The 14,296-nt window shown below is 59.7% G+C and carries 14 protein-coding genes and 1 tRNA gene; 4 read left to right on the forward strand and 11 right to left on the reverse strand.

The window, feature by feature from the left end:
* The first annotated feature begins 318 nt into the window (after positions 1–318).
* The 4 genes from BGI27_RS08840 to BGI27_RS08855 all read left to right on the forward strand — a co-directional run bounded on the left by BGI27_RS08840 (position 319) and on the right by BGI27_RS08855 (position 2,095).
* The gene (locus BGI27_RS08840; protein WP_095524507.1) at positions 319–612 is read left to right on the forward strand and encodes a helix-turn-helix domain-containing protein; all 294 of its coding nucleotides are present in this window, start codon (positions 319–321) and stop codon (positions 610–612) included.
* A 107-nt stretch (positions 613–719) separates the two neighbouring features.
* On the forward strand, positions 720–1,172 hold the full coding sequence (gene queD / locus BGI27_RS08845) for a 6-carboxytetrahydropterin synthase QueD (RefSeq protein ID WP_095524538.1): 453 nt from the start codon (positions 720–722) through the stop codon (positions 1,170–1,172).
* A 46-nt stretch (positions 1,173–1,218) separates the two neighbouring features.
* Positions 1,219–1,308, forward strand: a tRNA-Ser gene (locus tag BGI27_RS08850).
* Between the two features lie 94 nt (positions 1,309–1,402).
* Positions 1,403–2,095, forward strand: coding sequence for a Bax inhibitor-1/YccA family protein (locus tag BGI27_RS08855; RefSeq protein ID WP_095524508.1), 693 nt, complete (start codon positions 1,403–1,405; stop codon positions 2,093–2,095).
* Positions 2,096–2,146: 51 nt separating this feature from the next.
* Here BGI27_RS08855 and rlmD read toward each other — a convergent pair whose 3' ends face one another.
* The 11 genes from rlmD to murC all read right to left on the reverse strand — a co-directional run bounded on the left by rlmD (position 2,147) and on the right by murC (position 14,197).
* Complete coding sequence (gene rlmD / locus BGI27_RS08860; protein WP_095524509.1) at positions 2,147–3,445, reverse strand: 23S rRNA (uracil(1939)-C(5))-methyltransferase RlmD; 1,299 nt, start codon at positions 3,443–3,445, stop codon at positions 2,147–2,149.
* A 44-nt stretch (positions 3,446–3,489) separates the two neighbouring features.
* Positions 3,490–4,250, reverse strand: a protein-coding gene (locus BGI27_RS08865; RefSeq protein ID WP_095524510.1) for an IS5 family transposase whose coding sequence is annotated in 2 segments (ribosomal slippage) — positions 3,490–3,929 and positions 3,929–4,250 — 762 coding nt in all. Because the reading frame shifts where the segments join, the coding sequence is not laid out codon by codon here.
* Positions 4,251–4,817: 567 nt separating this feature from the next.
* Positions 4,818–6,041 (reverse strand): sensor histidine kinase, encoded by a 1,224-nt coding sequence (locus BGI27_RS08870; protein ID WP_095524512.1) that lies wholly within the window; start codon positions 6,039–6,041, stop codon positions 4,818–4,820.
* Complete coding sequence (locus BGI27_RS08875) at positions 6,028–7,161, reverse strand: FIST signal transduction protein (RefSeq protein WP_095524513.1); 1,134 nt, start codon at positions 7,159–7,161, stop codon at positions 6,028–6,030. The genes BGI27_RS08870 and BGI27_RS08875 overlap by 14 nt, the downstream gene beginning before the upstream one ends.
* The gene (gene ispF, locus BGI27_RS08880; protein WP_095524514.1) at positions 7,158–7,652 is read right to left on the reverse strand and encodes a 2-C-methyl-D-erythritol 2,4-cyclodiphosphate synthase; all 495 of its coding nucleotides are present in this window, start codon (positions 7,650–7,652) and stop codon (positions 7,158–7,160) included. The genes BGI27_RS08875 and ispF overlap by 4 nt, the downstream gene beginning before the upstream one ends.
* Positions 7,649–8,341 (reverse strand): 2-C-methyl-D-erythritol 4-phosphate cytidylyltransferase, encoded by a 693-nt coding sequence (gene ispD, locus BGI27_RS08885; protein ID WP_095524515.1) that lies wholly within the window; start codon positions 8,339–8,341, stop codon positions 7,649–7,651. The genes ispF and ispD overlap by 4 nt, the downstream gene beginning before the upstream one ends.
* 89 nt (positions 8,342–8,430) lie before the next feature.
* On the reverse strand, positions 8,431–9,567 hold the full coding sequence (gene ftsZ, locus BGI27_RS08890; RefSeq protein ID WP_095524539.1) for a cell division protein FtsZ: 1,137 nt from the start codon (positions 9,565–9,567) through the stop codon (positions 8,431–8,433).
* A gap of 174 nt (positions 9,568–9,741) precedes the next feature.
* Complete coding sequence (gene ftsA, locus BGI27_RS08895) at positions 9,742–10,971, reverse strand: cell division protein FtsA (RefSeq protein ID WP_095524516.1); 1,230 nt, start codon at positions 10,969–10,971, stop codon at positions 9,742–9,744.
* Complete coding sequence (locus BGI27_RS08900; RefSeq protein ID WP_223871711.1) at positions 10,968–11,801, reverse strand: cell division protein FtsQ/DivIB; 834 nt, start codon at positions 11,799–11,801, stop codon at positions 10,968–10,970. Before BGI27_RS08900 ends, ftsA begins: the two co-directional genes overlap by 4 nt.
* 31 nt (positions 11,802–11,832) lie before the next feature.
* The gene (locus BGI27_RS08905; RefSeq protein ID WP_095524541.1) at positions 11,833–12,750 is read right to left on the reverse strand and encodes a D-alanine--D-alanine ligase; all 918 of its coding nucleotides are present in this window, start codon (positions 12,748–12,750) and stop codon (positions 11,833–11,835) included.
* 52 nt (positions 12,751–12,802) lie between these two features.
* Complete coding sequence (murC, locus tag BGI27_RS08910) at positions 12,803–14,197, reverse strand: UDP-N-acetylmuramate--L-alanine ligase (protein WP_095524517.1); 1,395 nt, start codon at positions 14,195–14,197, stop codon at positions 12,803–12,805.
* Between the last annotated feature and the right edge of the window lie 99 nt (positions 14,198–14,296).

Below are 14,296 nucleotides of genomic sequence, written 5' to 3' on the forward strand. Positions count from 1 at the left end.
AGCTCAACACCCCACCCAAGCAGCAGGCATGACTGCAAACAATTGCTTCGCGACGAAACTCCCGTCATGCCATGTTGATCAGAAGTGCGTCGTGAAATCCATGAAACATAAGCTCTCTCCTCTCGAGATGCGCTTCAGGGAAAGCCTGGCACCTTTTCCGCCGCCACGAAGGATCGACCTTGAATGCATTCAGGATACCGGCCTATACTTATTACAGCTACAACTAAAGTTGTATGCGCGCAACGCACGGGCCAGCATGACGTTACGCGGTACATCCTTCACCAACCCTTTACACGCACAACTGAAAGAGGAAAACCCATGAAAACCCTGGAAGACATCGACGTACGGGAAATCCGTCGCAAACTGGGCTTGAACCAATCTGAATTCTGGTCGGAGCTGGGTGTGACCCAGAGTGGCGGCTCCCGTTATGAGAGCGGCCGCAGCATTCCACGCCCCGTGCAAGCGCTTCTTCGCCTGGTGCACATCGAACATGTGGATATCGACAAGATCCGCAAGGATGACTACGAAGTCATCGAGTACCTGCGCGCCCATCGCTCCGATCTGTACAAGACGCTCAAGAAGGAAGCCAAGGCCAAGAAAAAAGAGAAGTAAGCTTCTCCTCCCCCTTTGCCAGCCCCGTTCCGGCCCCGCCGAGCGGGGCTTTTCGTTTGCTGCGCTACAATTACGCGCTTCCCCCAGCTCAGATTTTGGACCCTACCGTGCTGATCACCCGCCGCCTGGAATTCGACGCAGGCCACCGCATCCCTGACCATCGCAGCCTTTGTCGCCATCTGCACGGCCATCGCTATGCCATCGAAGTCACCGTATCCGGGGACATCACGCGTATGGATGGGAACCCCCGCAATGGCATGGTGGTGGATTTCTCGGAAGTAAAAACAGTGGTACGGGAGTACATCGTCGATTGCTGGGACCATGCCTTCCTTGCCTATGAAGGCGATCGCCAGATCATCGAGTTTCTAGCGAGTCTGCCCGACCATCGCACAGTCATCCTGGATATTGTTCCCACAGCGGAAAATCTGGCGGCCAAAGCCTTCTCCATTCTGGCCCCTCGCATTGCCGAACTGTGTGACAAGACGCTGCGCCTGGAAAACGTGCGTATCTATGAAACACCGAATTGCTGGGCCGATGCCGGCCCGGCAGCCAAGTCCTGAAGCCGCTGGACTGAAACGGCCCGACAAGGCAAAATGCCCGCCCTGTGGAGACTTGGCAGAGTGGTTGAATGCAGCGGTCTTGAAAACCGCCGAGGGTGAAAGCCCTCCGTGAGTTCGAATCTCACAGTCTCCGCCACATGCAGGAACTTCCCTGCTCCATTGATGTCCATTGGCTGCCTTCTGCTTGCAGCAGGACGGCTGCGCTGCCCCCTACAACCGGAGACACTGACATGGAAATCCGTAGCTACTCCAACGACGTAACACTGGATACTGCGCAGACGCGCAATCGTGTCCTGCGCAACACCTACAACCTGCTGGCCCTGTCGATGATCCCGACACTGGCTGGCGCTTGGCTGGGTATCCAGTTCAACTTCGCAGCTTTGTTCCAAGGCAGCCCCATCATGGGGTCATTGCTGATGCTGGGCGTGATGTTCGGTCTCATTTTCGCGATCCAGGCCAAACGCAATAGCCCAGTGGGAGTGGTATTGCTGCTCGGTTTCACATTCGTGATGGGGCTGATGCTGTCGAACACGTTGCAATGGACTTTGCGCTTCTCCAACGGTGGCACACTGATCACCTTGGCTGCCGGCGGCACAGGCGCTATTTTCTTCGGCATGTCCGTTCTCGCTTCGAGCATCAAGCGAGATCTCTCAGGCATGGGCAAATTCCTGTTCATCGGTACGATACTGCTGGTACTGGCAATGGTTGCCAACCTGTTCTTTCAGGTCCCGGCTCTGCATCTGGCCCTGTCTGTCATTTGCTGTGGCTTGTTCTCGGCTTGGCTGCTCTACGATCTGAACCGCATCGTTACCGGTGGCGAGACCAACTACATCACTGCCACGCTGGCCGTATATCTGGATCTCTACAACATCTTCGTCAGTCTGTTGCAGATCCTGGGCATCTTCGGCGGCGATCGCGACTGATCCAGAAGCCGATCAAACGAAAAAGCCGCCCCCCTATGGTGCGGCTTTTTTTCATGCGCGCTCGAACAAAGCGATGGATTCCACGTGTGAGGTCTGCGGAAACATATTCGCGACGCCCGCACCCAGCAAACGGTAGCCTTTCTCATACACCAGCACAGCCGCATCGCGCGCCAACGTGGCCAGATTGCAAGAGACATAGACAATGCGCCGCGGAGCCTGCTCCCCCAACGCTTTACACACAGCAATAGCCCCTTCGCGCGGAGGATCAATCAGCAGCTTATCCAGAGGACCAAGCTCGGCCAGACTCTTCTCGCTGGTTTCGAACAGGTTACTGGTCAGAAAACGAGTGCGTTGCTCGAGTCCATTCAACCGCGCATTCTCCGACGCACGTGCCACCAAGGCTTCACTACCCTCGACGCCAACCACCTGTGCGCCTATAGCTGCAATGGGAAGACTGAAATTTCCCAGGCCACAGAATAGATCGGCAATCCTCTCGCCCGGCGCCGGTGCCAGCAAGTGCATCGCCCTGCGCATCAACAAGCGATTGATGTGTACGTTTACCTGGGTGAAATCCGTCGGACGAAAGCGCAGCCGCACATCGAACTCGGGAAGGCGGTATTCCAGCCAGGCAGGCTCTCCGACACGCAGCGGACGCGCAGTTTCTGGCCCTCCAGGCTGAAACCACATATCCAGGCTGCGCGCTTCACCGAAAGCCAGCAGACGAGCCTCGTCCTGGCGAGTGAAAGGCTGCAGGTTACGAAGCACCAGCACCGTCTTTGTTTCACAGACGGCTATCTCCGCCTGTGGAATTCTGTCTGGGATGGAGAGATCCGCAATCAATGAGCGTAAGGGCCTGAGCAGTGCAGAAACGTGGGGCGGCAGAATCTCGCAGCTGTCCATCTCGGCTATGTAACTGCTCTTCTTCTCATGGAAGCCGACCAACACTCCACCTTTGCTCGGCACACAGCGCACACTCAGACGGGCTCGGTCCCTGTAGCCCCAGGCAGGTCCATGGATTGCCGCATAGATCACGCCAGGACGCACGCGTGCAATGTGCCATAGCGCATCCTCAAGCACGCGCTGCTTGGCTGCGACCTGAGCCAGAGGCTCCAGATGCTGCATGCTGCATCCCCCGCAGACGCCGAAGTGCGGACAACGTGGAAGCACCCGCTGCGAACTCTCGCGGATGACGTGATCGAGCACGGCCTGTTCATAGGCAGGCTTGCGCCGATAACTGGCATACCGGACCCGTTCACCAGGCAAGGCGCCTTCAATGAAAATCACTTTTCCATCATTGTGCGCAACGCCACGCCCCTCGTGATCCAGTGATTCAACGACTACTTCAGTCACGCAGATCCGCTCCAGACACAAAGGGAAGAGATTCTAGGGCGTGTTCACAGTAGCCAGATATAGGCGCATGCGAGATGCAAGAAGGCGCTGAAACGACTGGCCAGCTTGTCGTAACGCGTCGCCAAGCGACGGAACTGCTTGAGCCGGTTGAAGAATCGCTCGACGAGGTTTCTCGCTTTGTAGCGATGCCAGTCAGTTTCGCGCTGGATCGTGCGGTTGTTCCGAGGCGGAATGATGGCCTGAGCCCCCGAGGCCTCAATGGTTTCGATCAGAGCGTCGCTGTCGTATCCCTTGTCAGCAATGACGGCGCCTGTTGGAATCTCTGCCACCAGTGCCGCACCTTGCGTCACGTCGGCCTCTTGCCCCGCAGTCAGGATCAGACGGATCGGATTGCCCAGTGCATCCACGCAGGCGTGTATCTTGGTGGTCAATCCACCACGGCTTCGCCCGATGGCTTGGTCCTGATGCGGACCGTTTTTTTGGGAGCACCGGCTGAGTGTTGGTGGGCTCGAACGATTGTCGAATCGATGAAGAGTTCTTCAAGATCGGCCTCACCGCGCAGTGCTTGAGCAATGCGATCCCATACTCCGTATGTCTCCCAGCGGGCAAAGCGGACATACACCGAGTGCCAGTTCCCAAAACGCGTCGGCAAGTCCCTCCAGGGGTTTCCGACACGTGCCGTGTATAACACCGCTTCCACGAAACGACGGTTATCCGCCGCCCGACCGCCTTTGTCCGTCGGCTTGCCCGGAAGCAGATGCTCAATCCGTTCCCATTGCGCGTCGTTCAACATTCCCCGATCCATGGCTCACACCCAAATTCCAGAATGTAAACACATTCCGGATACTGTGAACAGGCTCTAGTCTCGACCGGAAGTTTTGCAACGAATAACAAACCTCTAAGAAATCATGGGCATACAAAATAAGACAAGTCCTGACTTGTGTTTCTGAAGGAATTCGTGAGATAATTAAAGGTTATTCTCTGCGGCTCCCTTTTTCTTTCTGAATTGCTATAATTTCGAGCAGCCGGAACCAACCGGTATTCTGCATTTTTGCTCCTTGCTCTTCACCTATTTCAAGGGATATCCACAATGAAACAGTCTCTCCTCGTCGCTGCCCTGATCGCTCTGGTTGTGTCCGCTTGCGGCAAGAAGGAAGAAGCTCCTGCTGTTGAAGCACCGGCCGTTGAAGCTCCCGCTGTTGAAGCTTCCGAAGCCCCCGCTGTTGAAGCTTCCGAAGCCCCCGCTGTTGAAGCTTCCGAAGCCCCCGCTGTTGAAGCTTCCGAAGCCCCCGCCGCAGAAGCTTCCCCGGCTGTCTGAGCGTTCAGTCTCCGGCGTCAAGAAACCGGCCTTGTGGCCGGTTTTTCGTTTACCTCACCGCAGTGTCAGTTGGGGATCCACGGGTGGTAAACGCAACGTGAACACAGCCCCTTTCCCTGGAGCTGAGTCCAGCGTGATGAAGCCCCCCATGTTCTCCGCAAGCTCTCGCGAAATGGCCAACCCAAGGCCAGCACCCTCAGAGTGACGCCCTCCTCCGCCTAGCTGACGAAAACGCTCGAACACCAGTGCATGCTCCTCCGATGCGATACCCGGACCACTATCCTGAACGGAGAAGACCAGCAAGCCGTCGCACACGGAGACCACGAAGTCGACTCTGCCTTCCTGCGTATAGCGCAATGCATTGCCTAGCAGGTTTCCGAGGATCTGACGCAACCTGACAGGGTCAACCACGATGCGATCAGGCAGATCGGCCGCAAGACTCATCCGTCCTGCCAATCCCCTGGCTTGCAGCGACACCGCCACTGGTGCCCACAGTTCGGCGCAGAATGGCTCAAGTACGATGTCCTCTGGATGCAGAACCAATCTGCGTGCATCCAGACGTGCCAGATCAAGCAGATCATTGAACATCGCGTGCAAATGCCGCCCAGAGGACAGGATGCTCCGGGCGTAATCCCGCAGCTCTCCATCTTCCAGCTCCAACTGCAGCAGGTCAGCAAAGCCCAGGATGCTGTTGAGCGGAGTGCGCATCTCATGGCTGATGGCGGCCAGAAATTCGCTCTTGTTCCGCCAGGTCTGTTCCGTCAGTTGACGTGCCTGCTCCAGCGCCCGGTTTTGCTCCCTGCTCAATTCAAGCAGTGCGCTACGGTTCTGATGGTCGGCACAGGCAAAGATCGCACGCGCCAAGTGAGGCATCAGACCTCGCACTACGGCAAACGCATCCGGTTGCATCGCGCCCGGTCTGCTCTCCATGAACAAGGCACCGACCCCTTCAATGTTCAACGCATGTATGGCCGCCTCTGCTGTCGTCTCCAGCGGAAATGCCTCAAAACAACCACTGAGCATGAACCCTTCACAATTCGCCTGCCTCCACGGGGTAATCTCCCACGCTTTTACACTCCATGCAGGGTAGGCATATACCTGATGCGCACCCATTGTCACCGGTGTCAGCCAAATCTGGGTTGTCCTCAACTGAAGGCGCTGGGACAGCACCACCAGGAATCCACGCAGCATTTCGGAGACATCCAGCGAGGTGCCGATGCGCATCGACAGCTCGCATTGCAGAGACATGAGCCAGATGGTGGATTTACGCGTCTGCATCAGGCCATAAACCTAGAACACTGGTTTTGTTGTGCAATTCAAGACAGACCCCAAGGGCACTGCCGATTTCTCCGAGACTGAGGACCCCAAACAACGGGATGTGTTGGCCATCGTGCACCATCCGGGTACGCAATGCTTGCAGATGCTCCGGATAGCTGTCGCCCGCATGAAGGCCGCTGCTCATACAGTCGACCAGCAGAGCCGCCACCGGCGCGGAACTACAATTTCCCTGCGCATCATGCCAAGCGTCCACCAATGCCTGCATCAGATCAGCGCGTTCTCCATGCAGGATATGAAGACTGGCTTGGTTCGGAACGTCACCCACACAAATCAATGTGTCCCCTGTACGCCGGAGTGGGTCCCGCACGAGAAAGCTACCATCCATGCGCTCGATTCCGAAAGGATAGGATCTGGAATACTCGAAGCTGCTGGCGGGGGTTTCCTCTTGTCGCAACAAGGGCGTCAGTTGTTCGCCATAGACCTGGGCTGCAGGCCTGAAATCCAAGGAATGAATTTCGTGTCCATGGGCTTCGGATACCAGATAGGGGCCAAACAGGTGTCTCCAGCCATGTCGCGCACCGATCCCCAGATGCGCAGATAACCCCATCAGGACTGCCGCATCCTGCAGGACTCCTCTGTTGCTGAAGACACAGGCCCGACGACGTTCCATCGATCCCGCCCCACCACCTATATAGCGTGGCTGGGGACCCAGGCGGTCATAGACATGCTCGATCATGGGCGACACCCTGCACGCCAGACCGTCGAACCAGAGCATCACGGTGCCGCAGCCATCCAGACTGCACGGCAGATCCCGACAAGCCTGCAGTGCAGACTGATCGAGACGGTCCAGCACATGCAGCACGGGCTCATGACGCAGGCCGACGGCGATGACACCATTGCGCGATACAGTTTCCTCGCACAGCACCCTCGGGAATATCCCTCCTGCAACCGGAACGGGCAGCCCCTGCAGTAGAGAATCCCACTCGCGCTGGGAGATCGCACATCCTTCGCCAACCAATATCAGCAGACCGCGCGCGCCCTGCGTGAGCAGTGCCGCAAGACGCGCCTCAAGGGCTGCAACACCCTCACCCTCGCGCGCTTGCGGCGTGCCGATGATCACGTATTACTCCGACGCATCAATAAGGCCACCGCCTGCGTGGCGATCCCCTCGCCCCTGCCAAGGTGCCCGAGACGTTCATTGGTCTTACCCTTGACATTGACACAAGTGGCATCGATTCCAATATCTTCGGCGATGTTGGCAACCATCTGCGACGCGTAAGGCGAGATCTTCGGAGCCTGCGCAATGATCATGGCATCGATATTCACTACCAGCCAGCCAGCCTCATGCACACGTCGTATGGCTTCCTGCAACAGCTTGCGACTATCCGCGCCTTCATTCGCAGGATCGGTATCGGGAAACAGCCGTCCGATGTCACCCAGGCCAACTGCACCAAGCACGGCGTCAGTGATGGCATGCATCAACGCGTCTGCATCCGAATGCCCCAACAAGCCTTTCTCGTAGGGAATCTCGACACCGCCAAGAACCAGCCTGCGCCCTTCAACCAGGCGATGTACATCCAGCCCCTGACCGATCCGAAAAGGAATGCTCATGTCTTTCCCCTTGCTCGCAAGATGATCTCGGCAAGCGCCAGATCCTGCGGATAAGTCACCTTGAAATTCGTCGCATCCGCCGCCACCAGCCGCGGAGCCAGGCCCAGAGCCTCGACAGCCCCTGCCTCATCCGTCACGCCCTGAGCCATCGTCAATGCTCGGAGCAACAAGCCGTGACGGAACATCTGCGGTGTCTGCGCCTGCCACATGGCTTCGCGCGAAATAGTCGCCGCCACACGCACATCGACGTTCGCCCGTTTGAGGGTATCGGCCACAGGCTGCGCAAGCAAGCCACCGATTTCGTCTTCAGCCAGGGTGTCGATCAGCGCATCCACCTGCGCGACGTCAAGACAAGCACGCGCGGCGTCATGCACCAGCATCCAGTCGTCCGCTCGAACTTCACCCTCCAGCCTCTGCAACGCGTTGGTCACGCTCTCAGCGCGCGTCGCTCCTCCTACGCGCAGTACCCGCAGCTTGTCTCCTGGCAAGATCCAATCAAAAGCCGCCCACCACTCATCTTCAGGCGAGAGCACCACGCAGACCTGTTCGATGCGCGTTACCGCACACAAGGTTGCCAGTGCATGCCACAGCAGTGGTTTGCCCGCGAGCATCAAATACTGCTTGGGACGTTCAGCCCCCATGCGGCTGCCGCTTCCGGCGGCGGGAACAATGGCGAAATGACGACTCATGGACGGCTCATGATTTCAGTACGTGAAAATGAGGCGGACAGTAAAAAGCCGGACGCACGCGTCCGGCTTTTCTCGGTCGATCTGCTCGATCAGTCAGCCTGCTTGCGCAGGAAGGCCGGGATGTCGTACGTACCGAAACCGTTATCGCTCATCGCCTGCACCGTGTTACGGGTGCTGCGGCGGATCACGGCAGGCATGGCCAACTCATCGTAGTTAACTTCGACGCCCTCGTCGTCAGTACCTGTACGGATCACCTGCATTACCGGCTGACGGCTCATGGCACGACGCGCACCAAGACCAGTGGCCAGTACCGTCACGCGGATACGATCTTCCATGGCATCGTCGAATACCGTGCCGTAGAACACCGTGGCATCCTCAGTTGCGAACGCACGCACGGTCTGCACGGCTTCACGCACTTCGGACATCTTCAGCGAACGGCTGGCAGTGATGTTGATCAGCACGCCGCGCGCACCGGAAAGTTCCACGCCTTCAAGCAGCGGGCTCGCTGCAGCCTGTTCGGCAGCGATACGCGCGCGGTCCATGCCGGAAGCCTCGGCAGACCCCATCATCGCGCGGCCCATCTCGGCCATCAGCGTACGCACGTCCTGGAAGTCCACATTCACCAGACCCGGCACATTGATGATCTCGGCGATGCCGCCCACAGCCTTGCGCAGCACGTCGTCGGCGTTGTGGAAGCACTCTTCCATGCTGGCATCATCGCCATACACTTCCATCAGCTTGTCGTTGAGCACCACGATCAACGAATCGACATGACGGGAGAGCTCTTCGATGCCGCTATCCGCCACACGGACACGATTCTCGAAATCGAAAGGCTTGGTCACCACGGCCACCGTGAGTACACCGAGTTCCTTGGCCACTTCAGCCACCACGGGGGCCGCGCCGGTGCCGGTCCCTCCACCCATGCCAGCGGTGATGAAGACCATATGTGCGCCTTGCAGCGCAGAAGCGATGGTTTCGCGTGCCTCGAGTGCCTCGGCACGGCCTGCCTCAGGCTTGGCACCAGCCCCCAGGCCGGACTTGCCGAGCTGGATCTTGCGCGAAGCCAGCGAACGGCGCAGCGCCTGGGCATCGGTATTTGCACAGATGAATTCGACTCCCTGTACCCCTTCGCGGATCATGTGATCCACTGCATTGCCTCCGGCACCACCGACACCAATGACCTTGATGACGGTACCGCAAGGTTCCTTTTCGACAATCTCGATCAGATCCATGCAAACCCCTTTTCGCGTTCGTGATGATCACTGCGCTGTCGCGCACCCAAAGGCACTCACAAACACTCTAGATATAGTACTTAGCGCGCGAGTTTACTACTAAATACCTTGCGGGAATACCCGCGAATCGACCAAAAAGCGCATTGCGCCCAAAGGTCCCTTACAACTTCAAAAATTCCGCTCCAGCCAGGCTTTCGTGCGCTCGAACCAGTGGCGCACGCTACGGCCCTCGCGGGCCTGAAGACCACGTCGGCGCTGTGCAGCACCTTCCAGCACCAACCCCATCACGTTCGCGTACTGCGGCTGGCAGACCACGTCTGCCAGCGACCCTTGATAGACGGGGATTCCGGCCCTCACCGGCAGGTGGAAGACCTCGTCGCCAAGCTCGCAGACGCCGCCAAGCTGTGCCGACCCTCCGGTAAGAACCAGCCCGGAGGACAGGAGTTCCTCGTACCCACTGCGGCGAAGCTCGCTTTGCACCAGTTCGAAAAGCTCCTGCACGCGGGGCTGGATCACCGCCGCCAGACTCTCGCGCGACAGGCGGCGAGGCGGCCGATCCCCCACGCTGGGCACCTCGATGGTCTCCCCCGGATCGACCAGACTCTGCACCGCCATGCCGTGGTGCAGCTTGATTTCTTCCGCTTCCACGGTCGGCGTACGCAAGGCCATGGCGATATCGTTGGTGATCTGGTCACCGGCGATCGGGATCACCGCCGTGTGGCGGATCGCCCCCTGAGTGAACACCGCCAGATCGGTCGTGCCGGCGCCGACGTCTACCAGACACACGCCCAGTTCCTTCTCATCCTCGGAAAGCGTGGCAAAGCTCGAAGCCAGCGGTTGCAACACCAGGTCCACGACTTCCAGGCCGCAGCGACGCACGCATTTGATGAGGTTCTGTGCGGCAGACACGGCGCCGGTGATGATGTGCACCTTCACCTCCAGCTTCACCCCGCTCATGCCGATGGGCTCGCGCACGCCGTCCTGCCCGTCGATGATGAATTCCTGCGTCAGGATGTGCAGGATCTGCTGGTCTGCGGGGATCGGCATCGCACGTGCAACTTCGATCACGCGTTCCACATCCAGCGCGGTCACTTCCTTGTCCTTGATCGCCACCATGCCATTGCTGTTGAAACTGCGGATATGGCTACCGGCGATGCCGGTGTAGACGTCGCGGATCTTGCAGTCCGCCATCAGCTCGACTTCCTGCACCACGCGCGAAATGGCATCCACGGTGGCCTCAATATTGACCACCACGCCCTTCTTCAGACCGCTGGAGGGCTGGCTCGCCAGCCCGATCACGTCCAGCCTCCCGTCTGGCCGCAGTTCGGCCACCATCGCAGTCACCTTGGAGGTGCCCACGTCCAGGCCGACGATCAGATCCTTGTTTTCCTTACTCATTGTGTGCCTCGTTTGAGATCTTCTGCGCCGACGCGCGCGGCAAAGCCACTGGGGTAACGCAAATCAGCCACCTTCAGACGCTCTCCGAAACGCATCCTGATATCCGGCCAGGCGGCCACAAAACGCTCCAGGCGGGCCTCGACCGGAGACTTTGGCTGGTTCTTGCCCAGCTCGATGACCAAGCCATCGTCAAGCACCACCTGCCAGGCAAGCCGGCCGGAAAGTTTGAGTTGCGCCACGTGTCGTCCCAACGGCCCGAGAATCCGGTTCAAGTGCTGCATTTCGGCCAACATCAACACGGTGGTGCCGCTCGGCCCGGCAAACACCGGCAGTGAATCTCCGGCCGCCGCATCGAAGAGTTCGCCCTGTGTATTGACCAGACTGCTCTCGCCGGTTTCCGGGCTTTGCCATTGCGCCACAGCAGCATGTTCCTCCAGGGAAACCTCGACCGCCGCCGGCCAGCGTCGGCGCAACTGCGCTTGCCGTACCCAAGGCAGGGTTTCGAACGCTTCCCGCGCACGCTCCAGATCCACCGTGAAAAAATTCCCGCGCAGTGCAGTCTCGGCTGCGTATTCGATCTGCTCCGCGGTCACCCTCTGTGGTGCATCCAGCACTACCACCTCGCGCAAACCGAACAGCGGCAGGCGCACCACTGCGATTACCAGTGCGTATCCGAGCACTATCGACGCCAACAGAATCAGGGTGTCGGCCACCAGATTGATCCAGTCCGGGCGATGCCAGAAGCCGCTGCGAACCCGCGTGCGTGCGCCAGCAGGCCTCGGCTCTGCGCCGTGGCCTGCTGCTGCGGTATGCACGCTGCCCTTGTTCAATCGGATTTCCTCATCGCTTCCGTCGTAATGCTCAGTCCAGCGCCGCCTGCTCCAGGATGCGCAGACACAGCTGGGCGAAACTCATACCTGCTGCCCGTGCGGCCATCGGCACCAGCGAATGATCCGTCATGCCCGGCGCAGTATTCATTTCTAGAAAGCTGTAACTGCCATCTGCACGCACGATCACGTCCGCACGCCCCCAACCTCGACAGCCAAGAACCTGGAAGGCACGCAGGGCATCGCGCTGCACGGCCTCCTCCAGCTCGGACGAAACACCTGCAGGGCAGTGGTAATGCGCCTTGTCGGTGAAATACTTGTTTTCGTAGTCGTAGGCATTGCCGGGCGACATCTCAATGCGCACCAGCGGCAGCGTCTGGTCCCCCAGCACACCGGCCGTCATCTCCTGCCCGGCGACGAATTCCTCTGCGATCACCAGTGCGTCACAACGCGCGGCCTGTTCGTAGGCCGCCCCGAACTCAGCCGGTGTCTCGACCTTGCTCACGCCGATCGAGGAGCCTTCCCGCGCGGGTTTGATGATCAATGGCAGCCCAAGCGCTTCCATCACGGCGGTGAAATCTATGCCGGGTGTCAGCAAACGGTATTTCGGCGTAGGCACGCCCGCAGCCAGCCACACCAGCTTGGCGCGCCATTTGTCCATTGAAAGCGCGGAAGCCATCACACCGCTGCCGGTGTAGGGAATTCCCAGCGCCTGCAAGGCGCCCTGCAATGTACCGTCTTCACCGAAACGGCCGTGCAGTGCAATGAAGGCGCGTGCGAATCCCTGCTCGCGCAGCTGCCACACGGATTGCTCGGCGGGATCGAACGCGTGGGCATCCACGCCCGCGCTACGCAGCGCGGACAGTACGGCATTGCCCGAATTGAGCGAGATCTGCCGCTCCGAGGAGCTGCCACCCATCAACACGGCAACCTTGCCGAAATTCTGCTCCATGCTCATGCCTACCCTTCTGCCTCTTCAGCCCAATCCCCGAGTCCGCTCACGCTCAGGACTCGCCATTGACCAGTCGCGCCGCCACACCGCCGATGGAACCAGCGCCCATGGTCAGGACCACATCACCGTCACAGGCCACCTCGCGCAAGCGCGCCGGCATGTCGGCAATCTCCTCCACGAACACCGGCTCGACCTTGCCGGCCACGCGCAACGCGCGCGCCAGCGCGCGCCCGTCCGCAGCCACGATGGGCGGCTCACCGGCGGCATATACGTCCGCCAATACCAGCGCATCCACGGTGCCGAGCACCTTCACGAAATCCTCGAAACAGTCGCGCGTACGGGTGTAGCGATGCGGCTGGAAGGCCAGCAGCAGGCGCCGCTCAGGAAACGCGCCGCGCACGGCAGCCAGCGTGGCAGCCATCTCCACCGGGTGATGGCCGTAATCGTCGATGATCGTGCATTGCCCGCCCCCTGGCAGGGGCAGTTCGCCGTAGCGCTCGAAGCGCCGGCCCACGCCACGGAATTCGGCCAGCCCTTTCTGGATTGCCGCATCGGACACCCCCAGCTCGGTCGCGACCGCAATCGTCGCCAGCGCGTTAAGCACGTTGTGCTGCCCGGGCAGATTCAGCACGATGGGCAAACGGTGCAGCTCGCCGTTCTGGCGCACGCAGTCGAAATGCATCTGTGCACCCACCGCGCGCACATTCTCGGCCCGCACCTGGGCGTCGGCAGAAAGACCGTAACGCACCACCTGCTTGGATACGAAAGGGATGATCTCGCGCACATGCGGATCATCGGCGCACAGCACCGCCACTCCGTAGAAAGGCAGGCGATGCAGGAAATCCACGAAGGCCTGGCGCAACTGGGCAAAATCGTGGCCGTAGGTATCCATGTGATCAGCGTCGATGTTGGTCACCACCGAGATCACCGGGCTGAGGAAAAGGAAGGATTTATCCGACTCATCGGCCTCGGCTACCAGCACCTCGCCGCTGCCCAGGCGCGCATTGGCGCTTGCCGCGTTGAGACGACCGCCGATCACGAAAGTCGGATCGAGCCCGCCTTCGGCCAGCACGCTGGCAACCAGGCTGGTGGTGGTCGTCTTGCCGTGGGTGCCGGCAATCGCCACGCCCTGCTTGATGCGCATCAGCTCGGCCAGCATCTGCGCACGCGGCACCACCGGGATCTGCCGGGCACGTGCCTGGATCACCTCCGGGTTGTCGTTATGCACTGCGCTGGAGATCACCACGGCGTCGGCTTCCGCCACATGCTCGGCGGCATGGCCGATATGCACCGTCACGCCGCACTGGCGCAGGCGGCGCGTAGCCGCGCTGTCGACCAGATCCGATCCGCTCACCTGGTAACCCAGATTGGAAAGCAATTCGGCGATGCCGCTCATGCCAGCGCCACCGATCCCGACGAAATGGATCTTCCTGACCTTGTGTTTCATGCGCGGATTCCTTGTTGCCCGCGACCGAACTTGCACATGCCTGTTCCTGTCTCACATCTGATTTGCCGCGAACCACGCATCGCGACAGCACCACTGGCG

It is taken from the genome of Candidatus Dactylopiibacterium carminicum, from assembly GCF_014736495.1.
Lineage (GTDB): Bacteria > Pseudomonadota > Gammaproteobacteria > Burkholderiales > Rhodocyclaceae > Uliginosibacterium > Uliginosibacterium carminicum.

Coding starts and splice junctions, on each gene's coding strand:
- BGI27_RS08840 (WP_095524507.1), top strand. CDS start 319: ATGAAAACCCTGGAAGACATCGACGTACGGGAAATCCGTCGCAAACTG.
- BGI27_RS08855 (WP_095524508.1), top strand. CDS start 1,403: ATGGAAATCCGTAGCTACTCCAACGACGTAACACTGGATACTGCGCAG.
- BGI27_RS08870 (WP_095524512.1), bottom strand. CDS start 6,041: ATGCAGACGCGTAAATCCACCATCTGGCTCATGTCTCTGCAATGCGAG.
- ispF (WP_095524514.1), bottom strand. CDS start 7,652: ATGAGCATTCCTTTTCGGATCGGTCAGGGGCTGGATGTACATCGCCTG.
- ispD (WP_095524515.1), bottom strand. CDS start 8,341: ATGAGTCGTCATTTCGCCATTGTTCCCGCCGCCGGAAGCGGCAGCCGC.
- ftsA (WP_095524516.1), bottom strand. CDS start 10,971: ATGAGTAAGGAAAACAAGGATCTGATCGTCGGCCTGGACGTGGGCACC.
- BGI27_RS08905 (WP_095524541.1), bottom strand. CDS start 12,750: ATGGAGCAGAATTTCGGCAAGGTTGCCGTGTTGATGGGTGGCAGCTCC.
- murC (WP_095524517.1), bottom strand. CDS start 14,197: ATGAAACACAAGGTCAGGAAGATCCATTTCGTCGGGATCGGTGGCGCT.